Here is a 19,739-nt window from a genome sequence, read left to right on the forward strand (position 1 = left end):
CCACCCCTCCCCTCCCGCACAGCAGCACCCCAGGCAGCGCGCAAAACTTCGCGCGCTGCGCTTGCTGCGCGCCTGTCAAACAGCGCCTCAGCCCCTGCGCATCAGCGCATCGCGGGAGCTGTCCTACACCTGTTCTTCGCACCTACTGGCAAGGCTGCATGCGGGCAGCGGCCAGAATGCAGTCATTGCTCGCACCTTCTTGCACAGCAAACAACATGAGGAGAAAAATATGCTGCATTACGCTGTTGTCTTCCTGGTCATTGCACTGATTGCGGCCGTCTTCGGCTTCGGTGGTATCGCGGCCAGTGCGGTCGGCATTGCCAAGATCCTGTTTGTGATTTTTATCGTGCTGGCTGTCGCATCGTTCCTGATGGGATTGTTGAAGAAGTAGCACTTTGACAACCCTTGAACCTGTGCTCACCACACGATACATTTATCTGGTACGCGCAGGTCAACGTACACTGCAAGATCTTCATTGAACATCATAGAAAGAGGCTATTTCATGGATACCGAAAAAATTGCCAAGGACGCTGTGGACAAAGTGGAAGACACCGCCAACGACGTGCTCGATGGCGCTGAAAAGGCGGTGGGCCACACGCGCCGTGCCGTGAAGTCCGCGGCCAACAAGGCCGAGCGTGCCATCGATGAATACGGCCATGAAAAGAACCATTCCATCGATCACATTGCCTCCCGTGCACAGGACTGGGCTGAGCGTGGCATTGGCCTGGCGGCTGACTCTTCGCACCGTGCCCGTGAGCAGTTCTACCGTGCCCAGGAGCGTGCCAACGAGTACGTCTCCGACCAACCGGGCAAGTCGATGGCCATCGCTATGGCAGCAGGTGCCGCCTTGGCAACCCTGGTCATCATGGCAACCCGCCGTCGCGACTGATTTTCAAGCATCTATCGGCATACAACGGATAAGTGCGGTGCAGATGCCGATCGATTTTCAAGCACCCTAACAACACTTTGCGAGGAAACAAAAATGAAACTCTCCCGTACTATCGCTATCGCTGCTTTTGCTGGTGCAACCCTGGTGATGGCCACTGGCTGCTCCGTGGCTCGCAAGCAAGAAACCGTGGGTGAATACATCGATGGCTCCGCTGTGACCACCGCTGTCAAGGCCAAGCTGGCTGAAGACAAGGACACCTCGGCCAGCTCCATCAATGTCAAGACCATGGACGGCGGCATTGTTCAGCTGTCCGGTTTTGCCAAGTCGCAAATGGAAAAGGACCGTGCCGGTCAGATCGCTCGCGGCGTCAAGGGCGTGACCGAAGTGCGCAACAGCCTGATCGTCAAGCAATAAGCTGCGCGAGCCTGGCTCACCAAAAACCAGCTGGTGCATGCCAGCTGGTTTTTTTTCGTCCCTGAAAGCAGCCCTCGTCCGACCTGGGAGCCATGGTCAATTGCCCAGCGATGCGTTAAGCTTGATTGATGCGTCTTTTCCACTGCGACCAATGCGGTCACCTGGTTTTTTTTGAGAGCGTGCACTGCGTCAATTGCGGCGCCACGCTCGCCTACCTGCCCGACTGCGACGACGTCGGGGCCATGGCAGCAGTGAAGGCGGACGGTACAGCACCTGCGGCGGGGGAGCCAGCCCCCTTGTGGCAACGCATTCCCTCCAAGGCGACCTACAGCAGCCAGCGCTACCGCATGTGCGCCAACCGCGACCAGTACCAGGCCTGCAATTTTGCGATTCCGGCCGGCGAGTCCAACCACCTTTGCAGCTCTTGCCGCCAGACACTGGTGCTGCCCGATCTCTCGGTCGCGGGCAACACCTTGCGCTGGCAAAAGCTGGAGAGCGCCAAGCGGCGCCTCTACGTTACGTTGGCGCGCCTGGGGCTGCACCCCGATCAGCCGAGCTGGACGCCCCACTACCAGTTCCTCGCCGATGTGCCCGACCAGCCGGTGATCACCGGCCATGCCGATGGGCTCATCACCATCAACATCGCAGAGGCCGACGATGACGAGCGCGTGCGCCGCCGTGTGGCCCTGCACGAGCCCTACCGCACCTTGCTGGGCCATCTGCGCCATGAGTCGGGCCATTTCTTCTGGGACAAGCTGGTGCGCGATGGCGGCGAGCTCGACAGCTTTCGCCAGCTCTTTGGCGATGAGCGCCAAAGCTATGCGCAGGCGCTGCAGGACTACTATGCCAACCCGCCGGGTTACTCGCAGTGGAGTGCGCAATTCGTCAGCGCCTATGCGAGCGCGCACCCCTGGGAAGACTGGGCCGAATCCTGGGCCCACTATCTGCATATGGTCGACATGCTGGAAACTGCAGCCAGCTACCAAACCGATCTGACGATGGCCGAAGGCCGCCCCTCGGTCACCATCAGCGACCCCTTTGTCCGGCCGCCTCCGCGCTTTGAAGACATGGTCGCGCAGTGGGTGCCGGTGACCTTGCTGCTCAACAGCCTCAACCGCAGCTTGGGCCAGCAGGATGCCTACCCATTTGCGCTATCGGCCGGGGCGCTGCAAAAGCTGCGCTATGTACACGACATTGTGCGGCGGCCCCACCCGCTCGAGAGTGGCCGCCCACCGGTGATGCACCAGCACTGAGCGGCTGCGCGCCGACATCAGGCCTCTTCGGCCCGGCGCTGCGCCACCTTGCGCTGCAGCTCCTGCGCGACATAGGGCGAGACAAACTTGTCGACCTCGCCGCTGAGCATCGCGATCTCGCGCACAAAGGTGCTGCTGATGAACTGGTAGCGGGTGCTGGGCGTCAGGAACACCGCTTCCACATCGGGCATCAGCGAGCGGTTCATGCCAGCGAGCTGGAACTCGTAGTCAAAGTCGGTGACCGCGCGCAGGCCACGCACAATCGCATTGCCGCCTTGCGCGACAACAAAATCACGCAGCAGGCCCGAATAGCTCTCGACCCGCACGCTGGGGTAGTGCTTGACCGCTTCGCGCGCCATGTCCATGCGCTCCTTGAGCGAGAACATGGTCTTCTTGTGGTGGCCTTCGGCCACGGCCACAATCACATTGCCAAACAACTGGTAAGCCCTGCGCACCACGTCTTCGTGGCCCAGGGTCATGGGATCAAAGGTGCCTGGGTAGATGGCCAGTGTCATGTCTGTCTCCTGCAAAGCATCATCGTTGTGCCAGTCTCCTGGCGCATTGCAGCGCAGCATAAACCATTTCTGCCACCACCCCGCCAGCGGGCAGGCATTCCCGTTCAGTCGGCTGCGGCCTCAGCCCTATTGAGCAAGTGCGCATGCACGGCGCCCGCCTTCAGGTAGCGGTGGCGCACCAGGCCCAGCTCGGCCAGGGCCTCGTCGCTCCAGGCTTCGGGCGCTTCGAGGTAGATAAAGCCTTGCGCCGTCACCGCCGCCTGCGCCGCCTTGAGCGCTGGCACAAACAGCTGGCCGGAGAACGGCGGGTCCAGAAAGATCAGGTCCCAGTGCGCGGTGTAGGCCTGCAGCGCAGCCAGCGCATCGCCCCGGCTCACCTCCACCTGCGTGGCACCCAGCTTCTGCGCCAGCTGCTTGATCTGCGCAGCCAGCTGCACATCGGACTCGACCATGCGCACCTGGGTCGCGTTGCGCGATGCGGCCTCCAGCCCCAGCGCGCCGGTGCCGGCAAAGGCATCCAGGCAGCGCCAGCCGGCCAGGTCCTGGCCCAGCCAGTTGAACAAGGTCTCGCGCACGCGGTCGGGCGTGGGCCGCAGATCGGGGCGGGTCAGCACCGCCAGCTTGGTGCGGCGCCATTGGCCGCCAATGATGCGGATCTCGCCGGCAGCGGACGCTGCCACGCGGGCGGCATTGCCGGTGTTGCCGGTATTGCCGCGCTTGCGGGCGGGCGCCGCGTCAGGCACGGCCTCGGCCGCAGCGGCTGCTTTTTGCACCAGGGCGCGCAACGCGCCCTCGCTTTTGATGGCACTGCGTCCCATTATGGTTTTGCTCCCAAGACCACGGTCACTTGCTTGTCGGGCTGCACCATGCGCGCCATGGCCTTGCGCACATCGTCGGCGCTGAGGGCTTCGACCCGGTCCGTCCAGTGGTCCAGGTAGTCCAGCGGCAGGCCATTCCAGGCGATATTGGTCACATTGCCCAAGAGTTTGGCGTTGCTGTCCACGCGCAGCGCAAAGCCGCCAATCAGGTTGTCCTTGGCATCGCGCAGCTCCTCGGCGGTGGGGCCCTTGGCGATGAAATCGCTCAACACCTCGCGCGTCACCTTGAGCGCCTCGGCGGCCTGGTCAGGCCGGGTCTGCAAACCGATCTGGAACGCGCCCGCATCCAGCCCCGGGTTGAACGACGAGTACACGCCATACACCAGGCCGCGCTTTTCACGCACCTCTTCCATCAGGCGCGACGCGAATCCGCCGCCGCCCAGAATATGGTTGCCCACCAGCACGGCCAGAAAATCCGGATCGGCGCGGCGGATGCCGGGCTGGCCCAGCAGCACCTGGGCCTGGGCCGAGTCAAACGCGATCTGGATGTCATCGGCCTTGGCCAGCGGCTGCACGGCCGGCACTTCGGAGGGCGCCGCGCACTGCGCCTTGGGCGTGGCCGGCACCTGGGCCAGCAGGCGCTTGACCAGTGCATCGGCCTGGGCCTTGTCCAGCGCGCCCACCAGCGTCACCTTGGCGCGGCAGGCATCGACCGAGCGCGCCAGGTACTGCTGCATCAGCGCCGGGCTGATCCGGGCCAGGGTTTCTTCCGTGGCACGCTGCCCGTAAGGGTGGCTGCCAAACACGGCCTGGTTGAAGGCGCGGCCCGCCACCACCGCTGGGCGCGTATTGCCCTCCTTGATCGCGGCATTCCAGCGCTCGCGCTCGCGTTGCCAGACGGCATCGTCATAGCTGGGCTGGGCCATCTGGCGCGCCGCCAGGTCAGCGGCGCGGCCCAGCAGGCTGCTATCGGTCAGCGAGCGCAACGAGAAGGTCAGCGCATCGCTGCTGGCACCAGCACCAAAGCTGGCACCCAGATCGGCCCAGGCTTCGCCAACGGCGTTTTCGTCGAGCGCAGGCGCACTGCCCTGGGCCTTGACGCCCTTGGACGCCATCATGGCCGCCGCACTGGCCAGGCCTGCCTGGTCCGCCGGGTCGCGCCGGCTGCCGGCATCAAAGTTCAGCTGCACATCCACCATCGGGATCGTGGGGCTGTTGACCAGCCAGACCTGGGCGCCGCTGTCCTGGGTCCAATGCTCGATGGGCAGCAAGGCCCAGGCCGAATGGGAGGCCAGCAAGGCGGCTGCGCCGCCGACCAGTGTTTTGCAAAAAGAGGTTCGCATGGGTATCTCTGCTAGCCAGGGCCCGCTGCCATTTGCGGCAGGCCCTGGTAAAAACAATCGTTGGCGGGTGCGCCAAGCAGCGCATCCGCCGCGAGGTGGTGCTCAGTGCACCGCCCCGTCCTTGGTCGCGGCACCGCTGCGCTTTTGCGCGGCGCGGTCGGCATCGGTCAGCGGCTGGGGCACCAGGGTCGCCACCGTCATCTGGTCATCGCCAAAATAGCGCGCAGCCACCGACTGCACCTGCGCGGCCGTCACCGTTTTCATCAGCGCCAGCAGCTTGTCGTTGGCATCGAGTGGCAAGCCCAGCACCCAGTTGGAGCCCAGGTCATTGGCCTGGCCAAAGACCGAGTCACGCTCATAGACGGTAGAGGCCTGCCACTGCGTGCGCACCCGCTCCAGTTCGGCCTCGCCCACGCCTTCCTTGGCCACGCGCGCCACCTCGGCACGCAAGGCCGCCTCGACCTCCTTGGCGGTCTTGCCTTGCGACGGCACACCGCCCAGCAAGAAGGTCGATGGCCCCCGGTTGACCACGCTGGCACCGCTGAAGGTGGCATCGGCCACGCGGCCGGGGCCCTGGGTCAGCTGGCGGTCCAGGCGCGCGCCGTCATAGCCACTGAGCACAGAGCCCAGCATCAACAGCGCCATCGCATCCTTGTCGCTGTCCTTGGGCTCGACCAGGTTGCGCAGGTCGGGCACCTTGAAGCTCATCACCACATAGGCCTGCTCGGCAGGCGCCTTGTAGTCGAGCCGGCGCTCGCCCTTTTGCAGCGGCTCGGGCCGGGGCTTGCGCTCGGGCAAGGCGCGCGCTGGAATGCTGCCGTAGTATTTCTCGGCCAGCTCGCGCACCTTGTCCACATCCACATCGCCAGCGACCACCACCACGGCGTTCTCCGGCACATACCAGGCCTTGTGGAAGGCACGGGCGTCATCGGGGTGCATGGAGTCGAGGTCGCCCATCCAGCCAATCACCGGGCGGTGGTAGGGCGATGCCTGCCAAGTCGCGGCATTGAGCTGCTCCATCAGGCTGGCGCGCGGGTTGTCATCGGTGCGCATGCGCCGCTCTTCCTTGATGACCTCGATCTCTTTCTTGAACTCGCTGTCGGGCCACTGGTTGTTGGCAAAGCGGTCCGACTCCAGGCGCATCACCTCTTCGAGCTTGCCCGAAGGAATCTGCTGGTAGTAGCCGGTGTAGTCGCGGTTGGTAAAGGCATTGTCCTGACCGCCGAGCGCTGCGACCTTGCGCGAGAAATCGCCGGGCGCCACAGTGGCCGTACCCTTGAACATCATGTGCTCGAGCGCATGGGCCAGGCCCGAGCGGCCGTCGACCTCGTCCATCGAGCCCACGCGCACCCAGACCATGTGCACCGCCGTGGGCGCGCGCTTGTCAGGCTGTACGATCAGGCCCATGCCATTGGACAGTTGGAACTGCTGGGCACCAGCAGAATTGGAGGCGATGGCAGTGGTGGGCACAGGCGATGCAGCCCAGGCTGGAGAAGCCCCAGCGCCCAGGGAGGCCATCAAGGCCAGCAAAATGGTGGAACGTTTCATAAAATAGGCTGATTCTACGTAGCGCACAATGTTCAGTTTTTTCAAGAAAAAATCTCCCGCTGCCGACGCAGCCCCCAGCCCTTCCGCCGCCGAGCCAGCGCCTGCGCCCGCTCCAGCGGCTGATGTCCCGCCGCCCGCACCCCAGGTGCCCAGCGCGCCGGTGACCCCGATCCCCCCTGTGGCCGCAGAGCCCGCCAAGACGGGCTGGCTGCGTGGCCTGGGCATGGGTGGCAAGGCCGCAGCCCCGGCGCCCACGGCTGCAGAAACGGTCACGAAAAACCCAGTTACACAAGCCCCGCAGGCGCCGGCAGCTCCTATCACTATAGCACCCGAGCCCGCAGGCAGCCGCGACAGCTGGATGAACCGCTTGAAGAGCGGTTTGCGCAAAACCGGCTCCAGCATTGCGACGGTCTTCACCGGCACCAAGATCGACGAGCAGCTCTACGAAGAGCTCGAAGAGGCGCTCTTGATGGCCGATACCGGCGTCAAGGCCACGCAGCATCTGCTCGATGACCTCAAGCAGCGCGTCAAGGACAGCAAGACCACCGACCCCGCTGCCGTCAAAGAGCTGCTGGCCAGCGCGCTGGCCGATCTGCTCGCACCACTGGAGAAGCCGCTGGTCATTGGCGAGCACAGCCCCACGGTCATCATGGTGGCCGGTGTCAATGGCGCTGGCAAGACCACCTCGATCGGCAAGCTGACCAAGCACCTGGCCGATGCCGGCCAGAGCGTGCTGCTGGCGGCGGCTGACACCTTCCGCGCTGCGGCGCGTGAGCAGCTGGGCGTCTGGGCCACCCGCAACACCGTCGAGATCATCAGCCAGGAAGGCGGCGACCCCGCGGCCGTCAGCTTTGATGCCGTGACCGCCGGCAAGGCCCGGGGCAAGGATGTCGTGCTGGTGGATACTGCCGGGCGCCTGCCGACCCAGCTGCACCTGATGGAAGAGCTCAAGAAAATCAAGCGCGTCGTCACCAAGGCCGATGCCAGCGCGCCGCACGAGGTGCTGCTGGTGATCGATGGCAACACCGGCCAGAACGCGCTCAACCAGGTGCGCGCCTTTGACGATGCACTGCAGCTGACGGGTCTCATCGTCACCAAGCTCGACGGCACGGCCAAGGGCGGCGTGCTGGCGGCCATCGCGCAGGAGCGCCCGATCCCCGTGTACTTCATCGGCGTGGGCGAAAAGGTCGAGGACCTGGAGACCTTCAGCGCCAAGGAATTTGCACAGGCGCTGCTGGCCTGATCCCCCAGCAGCCCCGTCGCAGTTCCAAGCCCTGCCCTCTGGCGCAGGGCTTTTTTTTGCGCCCGCGTCATTGTAGTTTCATGCAATTTTGTTATTTTTTGCACTTCCTGGTGAAAACATGCATTCACCACATCGGCCTTGACGGCAGGAGGTTTCATGAAAATAGCAAGCTTGCGGCAGCTGTGTGCCGCCGGGCTCTGGGCAGTCAGCGGACTGGCCCTGGCCCAAACGGTGGTCTTTAGCGAGAACTTTGATGCGGCGGGCGCAGACGCACCTGCCGGCCTGGGCACCACCGGCCCGGCCGGCTGGACGCTGCGCCTGGAGAACGCCGAGACGGTGGCCACCAGTGGCCGCTCCAGCGCCGCCAAACTGCCCTGGCTGGGCTGGAGGTTTGTCACGCCCGCTTACTGGACCGCCCAGGTCTCGGGCGGGGAGCGCGCCAAGCTGACCAAGGCCAGCGGCAAGATCGCGGTGGCCGAATCCGACGGCCTGCGGCCCAACAGCGGTCTGTTCTTCAACACCGTGATGGAAAGCCCCAGCATTGCAGTGCTGGGCGGCGGCAGCTACGCGCTGGGCTTTCTCAGCCATTTCCAGATGGGTGGCACCAAGAAGGAAAGCATCAAGGTCGAGGCCGTGTTTGATGACAGCTCCGTGCAGACCCTGCTGCATGAGACCAGTGCCTCGCGCCTGAACCAGACCGAGAGCCTGGCCTTCAGTGCCCCGGCCGGCGCCAAAAAAGTCAGCCTGCGCTTTAGCTACCTGAACACCGACAACAACTGGTACTGGGGCCTCGATGATGTGGTGCTGACGCAAACCAGCAGCGAACCGCCCAAGCCCTTTGACCCCGCCAAGCTGCCCAGCACCGCCAATGCACCGGCGCTGACCGTGGGCCCGACCTTGCAAAACCCCGGCCCCGACCACATGGCCGTGATGCTGGAGACCAGTGAGTCGGCCCCCACCATCTGGTGGCGCCTGGCTGGCAGCACGGGGCCTTACACCTTGGCGCCCGCCATCAACCCGGTGGGTGACTTTGCCGACAGCAGCATCTTCTTTGCCGATATCGCCGGCCTGCAATCGAACACGCTCTATGAGTACGCCGTGGTCACCGGCACCAGCGCAGCGCCCAAGCTGGCCGGCCCCTTTCAGTTCAAGACCTGGCCACGCGAGGGCGATGGCGTCACTGCCGCCAAGTTCGCCGTGGTCTCGGACACCCAGGATGGCCTGGCCAACCGCCTCAAGAACATCACCCAGGGCGTGATCAACAACGACTGCGCGGGCTCTGCTGCCCAGTGCGCGCAAAGCCTGGCTGGCTTCATGGTGCCCGGCGACCTGGTCGGCTCGGGCGGTACACGCAGCAACTGGAAAGACCAGTTCTTCGGCCCGCTCGCCGCCATCACGGCCTATGTGCCGCTGATCCCCTCGCCCGGCAACCACGAGTACTTTGGCGGCGAGCAGGCCAGCGCCGGCAGCGAGAAAAGCTGGGCCAAGACCTACCGCAAGTACTTCAACCGCATGCCCGCCAATGGCTCGGAAAAACACCCGCTGCACTGGTACCAGCTGGACTACCTGGGCATGCGCATTGTCGGCAGCGATTTCAACCCCGCCTCGGCCATGCACAACACCGGTGGCTGGACCGGCTATGACAACGGCCGGGGCCTCTTCCGCGCCGACTACATGCAGGAGCACCTGAACTGGTTCAGCGGCCTGATGGCCCAGACCCGCGTGGACAAGAAGCCCTATATGGTGCTGCTCAACCACCACCCCTGCCTGAGCGAAAAATGGCGCCAGGGCGAGGTGATGGCCACCTGCGACTTCATCTCCCAGATGGAAGACTATGGCCGCACGACCGGCGCCATCACCGCCAACTTGAACGGCCATGTGCACTTCTATGAGCGCGGCAATTCGATGAACAGCCGCCACCTCTGGCTGAATGTGGCCTCGGGCAGCGGCGCACTGGAAGGTGCCAAGCAAAGCGATGACAGCGACCTGGACGTCATCGCCAACACCAAGCTCAGCTTTGGCTATGGCACCTTGGAAGCCAGCTTTGGCAGCGCCACCCCGGCGCTCACCTGGAAACGCTACGACCTGGGTGCGTCCACCACCAGCAGCACGCCCGACGACAGCATCGCCATCACCAGCCAGGCCTGGTCCCTCAAGCCCGAGCTGGTCCAGGCCCAGCTCGGCAAGGTTGACCCTGCCAGCCTGAAGCTCGCCTACCGCACAGGCGCAGGCCCGGCGCTCTATGAAGCGCAATGGCAGGTCTCCAAGGACCCGCAGTTTGCCGCCGGCCAACCGGTCTACGACGTCTGGGGCAACGACACCCGCAGCGAGAACTGGACCTACCTGAACGGTGTGCGCGTCAACACACAAAAGGATGCCGATATTGCGACCTTGCCGCTGGGCCAGCTGCTGGCCAACCCCAAGCGCGTCTACCCGAATGTGGATGCGGGCACGGCGCGCGGCAAGCTGACCGGCGCCATCATTGCCGGCGGCAACAGCCTGCGTGACCGCTGGAGCTGCGGCTACAAGTGGGATGAAGATGGTGACAGCGGCGCTGAGCGCCAGGGCGGCCGCCAGTGCTATGCGCAGCTGGCCAAGGCCGATGGCAGCAAGGGCTCGGCCTGGGACCCTTTCCAGGGCCAGGCTCCGCAGGTGCTGCAGCTGGGCCAGGATGAGCGCTGGTACTGGCGGGTGCGGGTGCGCGATACGCACCTGAACTGGTCCGACTGGAGCGCCACCGGCTCCTTCGAGCTGGGCAACCCTGCGCCTGAACCCGAGCCACCGGTGCAAGACCTGATCGACACCCAGCTGCCCACGCCCGGCGGCAACCTGCCCACGATGGCCCTGAACATCCAGGCCGCCACCCGCTGCGACCAGTCCAACGCCAGCGTCAGCGCCGTGCCTGCCGACCTGCTGCCCGCCGGCCTGAAAGCCGCCACCGGTCTGCTGTCCTTCACGCTGTCGGGCTGCGCCCATGAAGGCTTCAGCGCCCAGGTCCGGCTGGAGGTGCCCGCCGACCTGCCCGCCAATAGCCGCGTGATGAAGGTGCACACCGCAGCTGACGGCAAGCGCCAGGTCAGCGAGATTGCCGGCGCCAGCATGGCCGGCGGCGTGGTGCGCTACACCGTGACCGACGGCGGCCCGCTCGACGAAGACGGCCTGGTCAACGGCGCCATCGTCGACCCGGTGCTGGTCGCCGTGCCTGCCGATGTGGTGGTGCCGCCATCGCAAGCGGCAACGCCCGTGCCCACCAACCAGCCGCTGGCCCTGCTGCTGGTGTCGATGCTGCTGATGGCAGGCGCTGCGCTCGCGCGTCGTCAACGCTGATTGGCAGCCTCCGGGCCCTTTGCACCACCTTCTGCCATTGGGCATGGGTCTTGCAGGGGGCCTTTTTATTACATACGGCCGTCAAGGCCGTTACTGCAAAATAGCGCAGGCCGCGCTGCCGGCCTGCCCTTGAAGGAAACGCATCCATGCTGCAAGAAGACCGCTTTGTCCGCATCCAGTCGCTGCTCGCCTCGATCGACCGGCTCAGCACCGACCGACTCATCCAGGACATGCAGGTCTCCCGCGAAACGGTACGCCAGGATTTGCTGGCGCTCGAATCCATGGGCCTGGTGCGGCGCGTGCATGGCGGCGTCGCCCGCGTCACGCAGGACGAGCCCCCTTTTGTGCAACGCCAGGCGCTGCGCGTGGCCGAGAAGCGCGCCATCGCCAAGGCAGCGGTCAAACGCCTGCAGCCGGGCCAGATGGTGTTTATCGATGCCGGCACCACCACAGCCATCCTGGCCGAAGAGCTCAGCCTGATCAGCCGCCTGGTCGTGGTCACCAACTCCATCACCGTCGCCCTCAAGCTCGCTGGCACCCAGGCGCCCGCTGGCACGGCCAACCGCATGCGCGTGGTGCTGCTGGGCGGCGATACCAACCCTGAGATCCCCTGCACCTATGGCGAGGTCACCCTCAACGAGATCCGCCGCTACCGCGCCGATGTCACCCTGCTCTCGCCGGTGGGCATCAGCGCGCAGGATGGCGTGACCTTTGGCAACGAGCATGAGGCCAGCCTGGCCAGCGCCATGGCCGAGCAGTCTTCGTCCATGCTGGTGCTGGCCGACTACAGCAAGATAGGGCTGCGCAGCCGCTACGCCGTCGCCTGCCCACCCGCCCAGCAGACCCTGATCACCAATGCCCACCCCGCCAACACCGAGGCCTTGGCAGCGCTCGGCGCCCAGGGCGTGGCTGTGCTGCCCGTCTGATCGGGCTGACCAGATGCCGTAGCCCTTCACACCTGCAGCGCAGAGCCCACTTCCGCCGCGACCCAGGCCGCATAGGCGGGGCTGGCCGCGCTCTCACCCCATAGCCACTGCGGCAGCGCATAGGGGTGCAGCGGCAGCAGCAAACGCTGCAAGGCCGGCAGGCTGGGAGGCGTGGTCTTCCAGGTAATGCGCCATTCATCGGCCTGCTGCAACTGACCGTCCCACCAGTAGTGCGAATGGATTTTCTCGACCTGGGCGCAGGCCGCCAAGCGGGCCTGCACGCCCGCCTGGGCCAGCGCATGGGCCGCCGCCTCACTGTCTACCGTCGTGCTCGCCCATGCCACCAGGTAGTGGCCGGCGGGGCCGGGGTTCATGGCCAAGGGATGCATCATTCAACTCCATGATTTTTATCAAACACGCTGCAGTTCAAAGGCTGCTCTACAGCGTAAAAACACTGAGAATATATCCAGATTTTTTAGTTCCCTGCACGGAACTTATCCACAGACTTCCCACTCCAACTGCCCTGAAAGCGGAAAGAGGTGTCAGACAGCGCCCTGCCAGCCGCTATGGCCACGATAAAGAAATGTGAATAGCATCAAAATCAGGAGCAAGCTATTCTTTATCGGCGCCAATCCCCGCCATTCTTAGTTGAAACTTAAACCCGAGATTACTGCACCGCAGCATGGGAACTCCCACAGCATCAAGGGACTCCTACCGGTGTTACTATGTATCGCATAGACGAAAGGACTTCTAGCGTGACAACTCATTCTGGAGCCGCCACCATTTCTACCGCATTGGCTCCTGCAAACCCATGGTCGTTGGTACCCCCCCTGGGCAATCTGGACGCGTACATCACTGCGGTCAACCGCATCCCCATGCTCACCCCCGAGGAAGAGCTGGGCTATGCGAAAAAACTCAAGGAAAACGGTGATGTCGAGGCCGCCGGCCGTCTGGTGCTCTCGCACCTGCGCCTGGTGGTATCCATCGCCCGCCAGTACATGGGCTACGGCCTGCCGCATGGCGATCTGATCCAGGAAGGCAATGTCGGTCTGATGAAGGCCGTCAAGCGCTTTGACCCGGACCAGGGCGTGCGCCTGGTCAGCTACGCCATGCACTGGATCAAGGCCGAGATCCACGAATACATCCTGAAGAACTGGCGCATGGTCAAGGTGGCCACCACCAAGAGCCAGCGCAAGCTGTTCTTCAACCTGCGCTCGATGAAGCAGGGCTTCAAGGCCGAAGCGGGCATGGAAGACGGCGCGATGCAGCGCGAGACGCTCTCCGAGAGCGAAATCGACGCAATGGCCGCGCACCTGAATGTCAAGCGCGAAGATGTGATCGAGATGGAAACCCGCTTGTCGGGCGGCGATGTGCTGCTCGATCCGAGCCCCTCCGATGACGGCGAGCAGGCCTATGGCCCGATCGCTTATCTGGCCGATGCATCGCATGAGCCAACGGCCATGATCGAGTCGCGCCAGCGCGACTACCTGGCCACCGACGGTATCCAGGAAGCCCTGGCCACCCTGGACGAGCGCAGCCGCCACATTGTGGAAGAGCGCTGGCTCAAGGTGAACGACGACGGCTCGGGCGGCATGACCTTGCACGACCTGGCTGCGGTGTATGGCGTCAGCGCCGAGCGGATTCGCCAGATCGAATCTGCGGCCATGAAGAAAATGCGCAAGGCCTTGGCCGAGTACGCTTAAGCCGTATTGCAACGATCTGCTATCGCAGCACACACCCGCATCGCAATTGGCGATAATCAAAGCGCACATGCCTTCTGGCCTGTGCGCTTTTTTATGGCCCGTATGAGCCCGGCGGACGTACAGACGGATAAACCTCCACCCATGCGGGCAGCCATGCGAATCTGGAGCTTTTATGCATTTTTCCCTGCCCCGCCGCTGCCTGGTGGCAGCCACCTTGGCCACCCTCGCCAGCACCGGCGCCCTGGCTGCGGACAACTGGCCCAGCAAACCCCTGCACCTGATCGTGGGCTTTCCGGCGGGATCCTCACCTGACCTGACCGCCCGCGCGTTGGCCGAGCCGCTGGAAAAGGCCCTGGGCCAGCCGATCATCGTCGAGAACAAGGTCGGGGCCGGCGGCAACATCGCCGCCGAGTACGTGGCGCGCGCGACCGACGGCTACACCTTCAGCGTGATGATCAACGGCAATATGACGATTGCCAGGCTGCTCAACCCCGCGATCCGCTACGACCCGCTGACCGATCTGCAGCCCGTCGGCCTGATTGGCGTGGCCCCGCTGGTGCTGGTGGCGCCGGCCAAGGCGCCCGAAGGCAAGGCCTTCTTCGAAGCCGCCACCCAGGCGGGCAGCAGCTGGAGCTATGGCTCGCCCGGCGTGGGCACCATCGGCCACCTGGGCATGGAGCTGCTCAAGAGCCGCGCCAAGATCAAGCCCGAGCACATCCCCTACCCTGGCTACCCCCAGGTGTTCAACGGCATCCAGGGCGGCGATCTGCAGCTCTCGATGCTGCCACCCGCACTGGCGATGAACCAGATCCAGGCCGGCAAGCTGCGCGGCATTGGCGTGAGCTCGGCCGCCCGCAGCCCGCTGGCCCCCGGCCTGCCCAGCCTCAAGGAGCTGGGCATTGCCAACTACGACATGGAAATCTGGAACGCCGTGGCCGCCCCCAAGGCCATGCCCAAGGCCCATGTCGACAAGCTCGCCGCTGCCGTCGGCGAGATCGTGCGCAGCCCCGAGATGCGCCAAAAGCTCGCCCTGCAGGGCTGGCAGGCCGTGGGCAGCTCGCCCGAAGGTCTGAAGAACCGCATTGATGCCGATGTGAAGGCGCTGGGCGCCATCATCAAAGAGCAGAACATCCGCGCGCAATGACGGCCGCCCAAGTCTTCACCGATCTCAGCGCCTGGCAGGTCATGGCCTGGGGCCTCGTGTTCTTCAGCGCGCTGTACCTGATCGGGGGACTGGGCATGACGGCGCTCACCGGCTTTTTGCAAAAGCGCGGCATCGGCCGGGTGCTCGATACCCGGCCGCTCAAGCCCGACCAGCTGCGGCGCGAGTGGCGCCAGTCTTTTTATTCCATCCTCGTGTTTGGCCTCGGCATGGTCGTGCCCTGGGGCTTTGTGCAGCTGGGCTGGGCGCATTTCGCCGTGGCGCCCAGCGGCTGGCAGATCGCCATCGAGATCTGGGTGCTGCTGATCTGGAATGACGTGCATTTCTGGATCAACCACCGCCTGCTGCATACGCGCTGGTTCAAGCGCTTCCATGGCGACCACCACCGCTCGGTCGTCGTCACGCCCTGGTCGACCTACAGCTTCCACCCCATCGAGGCGATGATGCTGGGCAATGTGATCCTGCTGCCGATGGTGCTGCATGACTTTGCCTTCTGGTCGCTGGCCTCGGTGCCGGTGTTCAGCATCTTCCTGAACGCCGTGGGCCATGCCAATTACGATTTTTTCCCGCGCGTAGGGCCCCGCCACCCGCTGGCCGCCAGCCGCCGCCACCACCTGCACCATGCCCGGCCGGCCGGCAACTACGGCTTTGCACTGGCCTTTATGGACCGCCTGATGCGCAGCGAAGCAGACCCGCTGCCCCCGCGCCCTCCACGCCCGGCCCCAGGCCGTCCCACTGCTTGACCCGGTTGGCATGACCCGCGACGACAGCCCGCCCCTGCCCGCCACCGCCTCCCGCACACTGCCCCGGCTGCGCCACTGGCGTGACTGGCAATCACTGCTCTACATGCTGGCCCTGCCGCTGATCGCCGCCTGGCAGTGGCAGCATGGCCTGGTCTGGTGGCTCTACCTGGTCGAGCTGTTTCTGACCTTGGGTATCGGCGTCATCCACCACAACCACACCCATCTGCGCATGTGGACGGGGCCCCGCAGCCGCTGGGCCAACCGCGCCACCGACTATGCGCTGACCCTGCTGCAGGGCCACCCCACCTTTGTGTTCTGGCCCGCCCATGTGGCCAACCACCACCGCTACAAGCATGGCGAGCAGGATATCGCCCGCACCTACCGTTTTGGCGGTGACAGCAACCACCTCTGGGGCTACCTGCTCCACCCGCTGCAGGCGGCCTGGGTGCTGTACCCGCTGTTCATCCGCTGGCTGGCGGGGCTGCGCCTGCGCCAGCCCGGCGCCTTTCGCTACTGCATGGGCCAGTACGCGCTGTGGCTGGGCAGCTGGGCGGCGCTGCTGGCGCTGGACTGGAAGAAAGCGCTGGTCTTTGTCATCCTGCCCCAGCTCCATGGCCTGCACTGGCTGCTGGCCACCAACTACCTGCAACACGCCCATGCCGATGGCCGCAAGCCCCCAAAGTCCAAAAACGATACCGACGGTGGCATGCTGAACTACGCGCGCAATTTTGAAGGCTGGGTCAACCCGCTGCTCTTTAATATTGGCCTGCACACCGCCCACCATGAATGTCCGCATGCCCACTGGTCCGAGCTGACCCGCTTGCATGCCGATGAATACCGACACCGGGTCCACCCGGTGCTCAATGAGGCAGGCCTGCTGCCGTATATGGCGCGGGTCTTTGTTGGAGGGATGGTTTGCCGATCGGCCCGCAGCCGGTCGCTGATGCCGCCTATGGAGAAAAAGTAGTCATCTATGCCAGTCGCTTATTCGCAGGTCTATATCGAATCCGCCGGTCACTTCATGCCCGGCGCCCCCATTGCCAACGACGGCATGGATGCCTATGTCGCGCCGCTCAACCGGCTGTCCGAACGCATCAAGCGCCGCATCCTCGCGGAAAACGGTATCCAGCAGCGCCACTACGCGATTGCGCCCGATGGCAGCACCAGCTACAGCAATGCGCAAATGGCCAAGGGCGCCATCGAGGCGGCCCTGGCGCAGGCCGCACGGCCGCTGGCCGATATCGGCTTTCTGGCCAGCGGTTCATCAGGCGGCGACGCGCTGATGCCCGGCTTTGCCAGCATGATCCAGGGCGAGATGGCCGCCCCGCCGATGGAACTGCTCAGCGTGCAGGGCGTCTGCGCGGCCAGTGTGGGCGCGCTGCAAAGCGCGGCGCTGGCGGTGGAGCACGGCACCCACGGCCATGCGCTGGCGGTGGCCAGCGAGATGCCCTCGCGCCTGTTCAAGCGCTCGCGCTACGCGGGCCAGGACTACAACACCGATTTCGATGCGCATTTTTTGCGCTGGATGCTGAGCGATGGCGCCGGCGCCGTGCTGCTGGGCCAGGGCGCCGCCCTGCCCCAGCGCCCCGATCTGCGCCTCAAACTGCGCTGGACCCACCAGCGCAGCTTTGCCGGCGACTACCCCGTGTGCATGCAGCTGGGCCTGACGCATGACCGCCAGCGCAGCCACCTCGATTTCCCCTCCTGGGCCGAGGCCGAGGCGGCTGGCGCGCTGTCCCTGCGCCAGGACATCCGCCTGCTGCCGCACCTCTTTGATGTCTGCATCCACGAGTACGCCCGCATCGCCCACCAGGGCTGGCTGCCCGAGCGCGGCATTGACCACTTTCTCTGCCACTACTCGTCCGAGAAATTCATTCCCGTCGTCGATGAGCTGCTGAACAAGGCGCAACTGTCGATCCCGCGCGAGCGCTGGTGGAGCAACCTGGCCTGGCGCGGCAATACCGGCGCGGCCTCCATTTTTGTGATGATTGCCGAGTATTTGCAGACCCAGCACGAGCGCTTGAAGCCCGGCGACACCATGCTGTGCTTTGTGCCCGAGTCCGGCCGTTTTACCGCCGGCTATATGCTGCTGGAGGTGGAGCGCAGCGCGCCTGCCGGCACGTCTGCCACCAGCGCCAGCACCCCGGCCCAGCGCGCGCCACAGCACCCAGCCGCTGCAGAAAGCGCGCTGATCGCCCCGCCCCATGACCCGGCCGCCGCTCCAGCGGGCCTGGCGCCCTTGCTGACCGAGCTGGCCAGCATCTGGCATGACTACCGCTCCCAGGTCTGGCGCACGCCGCTGGTGCACCGCATCCACAGCGGCCAGATCCAGCAGGCCGACTATGTGCGCTGGATGAGCCAGTGGGTGCCCCAGGTGCGCGAAGGCAGCCTGTGGATGCGCGAAGGTGCAGCCTCGCTCACAGGGGCCTATGCCGAGCTGGCCGCGCTGATGGGCGTGCACGCCAGCGAAGAGCAGAACGACTTCAAGATCCTGCACCAGGACTACTTGAATGCCGGTGGCACCGAAACCGATATCCAACAGCTGCGCCGCAACCCGGGTGGCGAGGCGCTCAACAGCTACCTGCACAGCCTGGCGGCCACCCCCAACCCGATTGGCCTCCTGGGCGCCATCTACATCATCGAAGGCACGGGCCAGCGCATCGTCCCCAGCCTGCTGCCACTGCTGCGCCAGCACCTGGCGCTGGGCCCGGAGTGCTTCCGTTTTCTGGAGTACCACGGCGCCAATGACGAAGACCACCTGGAGCGCTGGCTGCTGGCCGTGCAGATGGTGATGGCGCTGGATGAAAGCGGCACCGCCGCAGCAGCGATTGCCGCCACCGCACGCCATACCGCCGCGCTCTACCTGATGCAGTTCCGGCATATTCTGGATGCCACGGCCACGGAGCGCGCACGATGACCGATTTCCGCGACATTCCCCACGACGAGCGCGACCCCAATCCCTGGCTCGCGCTCTACCTGGACGACAGCACGCCGCTGCCCGACCATGTCAAGGCCGCCTGGCTCAAGGATTCGAGCAGCCGCTCGCGCCAGTTTCTGCTGCCCTTTATCCGGCCGCTTGCGCGCTTGAGCATCATCCTGATCCAGATCCTCAAGGTGCTGCTGCCCAAGCGCTGGGCGCATTCCAAGCTGCTGCACCGCACGCTGGCCTTCAGCATGAACCGCTTTGTCTCGCCCGAGGCGAACTGGCTCATCATGCGCCACTTCCACCTGGGCTCGCAGATCCTGAGCTTTATCGGCGCCAATGCGCCCACCCCCGTGCCCACCAAGCCGCTGGCACCGATGGAGATCGATGACATCAAGGATGAGCTGTTCTTGAAGCACGACCTGAACCTGTTCAACTTTGTCATCCGGCTCAACACCAGCTTGCGCAGCCACGGCCAGCACATGGGCCCGGTGGCCGAGCCCGACTTTGGCATGCTTTGCGACCCGCCGCTGCAGCTGGCAGCGATGCCCCATGGCCGGCTGAACATTCTCGATCTGCAAAGCGCCATCGAGGTCTACACGCCGGTCTACCAGCTGCTGCTGACCGACAACGATTTCTGGCGCGCCAGCAATTCACTGCAGCTGGACGAAACCGTTGCCATCTATGCGGCCAAGATCCTGTCCTCGCCCGAGCACCTGGTGATGCTCAACAACAAGCACCCGCTCGTGCCGCTGTCCACCTTGCGCGCCGGCCACCGCCTGGTGCTCCATGGCCTGTCCACCGAGATGCTGCACTGCCTGCTGATGCGCATGGCCACCGGCGAGACCCCACTGCCCAGCCGCGAAATCGCCAAGACCCGGCAGGCAGCCGGCCGGCCTGCGCAGGCCGGCTGATCCATATCGACCACAGCA

The 19,739-nt window shown here is 64.8% G+C and carries 18 protein-coding genes; 13 read left to right on the top strand and 5 right to left on the bottom strand.

Going from position 1 to position 19,739, the window contains the following annotated elements; genetic code table 11:
* Nucleotides 1–229: 229 nt before the first annotated feature.
* The 4 genes from H928_RS30745 (at nt 230) to H928_RS0109315 (ending at nt 2,556) form a co-directional block, all read left to right on the top strand.
* Nucleotides 230–391 carry a DUF1328 domain-containing protein gene (locus H928_RS30745; RefSeq protein ID WP_021026244.1) on the top strand — a complete coding sequence of 54 codons (162 nt, stop codon included), beginning with the start codon at nt 230–232 and terminating at the stop codon, nt 389–391.
* A 111-nt stretch (nt 392–502) separates the two neighbouring features.
* On the top strand, nt 503–889 hold the full coding sequence (locus H928_RS0109305; protein WP_021026245.1) for a hypothetical protein: 387 nt from the start codon (nt 503–505) through the stop codon (nt 887–889).
* A gap of 93 nt (nt 890–982) precedes the next feature.
* Complete coding sequence (locus tag H928_RS0109310) at nt 983–1,303, top strand: BON domain-containing protein (RefSeq protein ID WP_021026246.1); 321 nt, start codon at nt 983–985, stop codon at nt 1,301–1,303.
* 128 nt (nt 1,304–1,431) lie between these two features.
* The gene (locus tag H928_RS0109315) at nt 1,432–2,556 is read left to right on the top strand and encodes a putative zinc-binding metallopeptidase (protein ID WP_021026247.1); all 1,125 of its coding nucleotides are present in this window, start codon (nt 1,432–1,434) and stop codon (nt 2,554–2,556) included.
* A gap of 17 nt (nt 2,557–2,573) precedes the next feature.
* Here the strand turns inward: H928_RS0109315 and coaD are convergent, their stop codons facing one another.
* From coaD to H928_RS0109335, 4 genes are all read right to left on the bottom strand, one after another.
* Nucleotides 2,574–3,071 carry a pantetheine-phosphate adenylyltransferase gene (gene coaD / locus H928_RS0109320; protein ID WP_043339436.1) on the bottom strand — a complete coding sequence of 166 codons (498 nt, stop codon included), beginning with the start codon at nt 3,069–3,071 and terminating at the stop codon, nt 2,574–2,576.
* Nucleotides 3,072–3,175: 104 nt separating this feature from the next.
* Entirely contained in the window at nt 3,176–3,889 is a 714-nt protein-coding gene (gene rsmD, locus H928_RS0109325; RefSeq protein WP_021026249.1) for a 16S rRNA (guanine(966)-N(2))-methyltransferase RsmD, read from the bottom strand.
* Nucleotides 3,889–5,232 carry a pitrilysin family protein gene (locus H928_RS0109330; protein WP_052329884.1) on the bottom strand — a complete coding sequence of 448 codons (1,344 nt, stop codon included), beginning with the start codon at nt 5,230–5,232 and terminating at the stop codon, nt 3,889–3,891. Before H928_RS0109330 ends, rsmD begins: the two co-directional genes overlap by 1 nt.
* A 102-nt stretch (nt 5,233–5,334) precedes the next feature.
* Complete coding sequence (locus tag H928_RS0109335) at nt 5,335–6,780, bottom strand: pitrilysin family protein (RefSeq protein ID WP_021026251.1); 1,446 nt, start codon at nt 6,778–6,780, stop codon at nt 5,335–5,337.
* 28 nt (nt 6,781–6,808) lie between these two features.
* Between H928_RS0109335 and ftsY the strand changes: the two genes are divergently transcribed.
* The 3 genes from ftsY to H928_RS0109350 all read left to right on the top strand — a co-directional run bounded on the left by ftsY (nt 6,809) and on the right by H928_RS0109350 (nt 12,276).
* Complete coding sequence (ftsY, locus tag H928_RS0109340; protein ID WP_021026252.1) at nt 6,809–8,023, top strand: signal recognition particle-docking protein FtsY; 1,215 nt, start codon at nt 6,809–6,811, stop codon at nt 8,021–8,023.
* Nucleotides 8,024–8,179: 156 nt separating this feature from the next.
* Nucleotides 8,180–11,350, top strand: a complete 3,171-nt coding sequence (locus H928_RS0109345) for a choice-of-anchor U domain-containing protein (protein WP_043339428.1) — start codon at nt 8,180–8,182, stop codon at nt 11,348–11,350.
* Between the two features lie 146 nt (nt 11,351–11,496).
* Nucleotides 11,497–12,276, top strand: coding sequence for a DeoR/GlpR family DNA-binding transcription regulator (locus H928_RS0109350; RefSeq protein WP_021026254.1), 780 nt, complete (start codon nt 11,497–11,499; stop codon nt 12,274–12,276).
* Nucleotides 12,277–12,302: 26 nt separating this feature from the next.
* Here H928_RS0109350 and cutA read toward each other — a convergent pair whose 3' ends face one another.
* On the bottom strand, nt 12,303–12,665 hold the full coding sequence (cutA, locus tag H928_RS0109355) for a divalent-cation tolerance protein CutA (RefSeq protein ID WP_239644926.1): 363 nt from the start codon (nt 12,663–12,665) through the stop codon (nt 12,303–12,305).
* A 336-nt stretch (nt 12,666–13,001) separates the two neighbouring features.
* On the opposite strand from cutA, the gene rpoH reads away from it, so the two are divergent.
* From rpoH to H928_RS0109385, 6 genes are all read left to right on the top strand, one after another.
* On the top strand, nt 13,002–13,979 hold the full coding sequence (rpoH, locus tag H928_RS0109360; RefSeq protein WP_052329887.1) for an RNA polymerase sigma factor RpoH: 978 nt from the start codon (nt 13,002–13,004) through the stop codon (nt 13,977–13,979).
* A gap of 172 nt (nt 13,980–14,151) precedes the next feature.
* Complete coding sequence (locus H928_RS0109365; RefSeq protein WP_021026257.1) at nt 14,152–15,123, top strand: tripartite tricarboxylate transporter substrate binding protein; 972 nt, start codon at nt 14,152–14,154, stop codon at nt 15,121–15,123.
* Nucleotides 15,120–15,884 carry a sterol desaturase family protein gene (locus H928_RS0109370; protein ID WP_021026258.1) on the top strand — a complete coding sequence of 255 codons (765 nt, stop codon included), beginning with the start codon at nt 15,120–15,122 and terminating at the stop codon, nt 15,882–15,884. Before H928_RS0109365 ends, H928_RS0109370 begins: the two co-directional genes overlap by 4 nt.
* A gap of 103 nt (nt 15,885–15,987) precedes the next feature.
* Nucleotides 15,988–16,851, top strand: coding sequence for a fatty acid desaturase (locus H928_RS0109375; RefSeq protein ID WP_084635746.1), 864 nt, complete (start codon nt 15,988–15,990; stop codon nt 16,849–16,851).
* Nucleotides 16,852–16,857: 6 nt separating this feature from the next.
* Entirely contained in the window at nt 16,858–18,801 is a 1,944-nt protein-coding gene (locus H928_RS0109380) for a StlD/DarB family beta-ketosynthase (RefSeq protein WP_021026260.1), read from the top strand.
* A complete protein-coding gene (locus H928_RS0109385) occupies nt 18,798–19,721 on the top strand; it encodes a hypothetical protein (protein ID WP_021026261.1) in 924 nt (307 codons plus the stop codon). The genes H928_RS0109380 and H928_RS0109385 overlap by 4 nt, the downstream gene beginning before the upstream one ends.
* Nucleotides 19,722–19,739 lie beyond the last annotated feature (18 nt).

Source organism: Comamonas sp. B-9, assembly GCF_000410635.1.
Lineage (GTDB): Bacteria > Pseudomonadota > Gammaproteobacteria > Burkholderiales > Burkholderiaceae_C > Comamonas.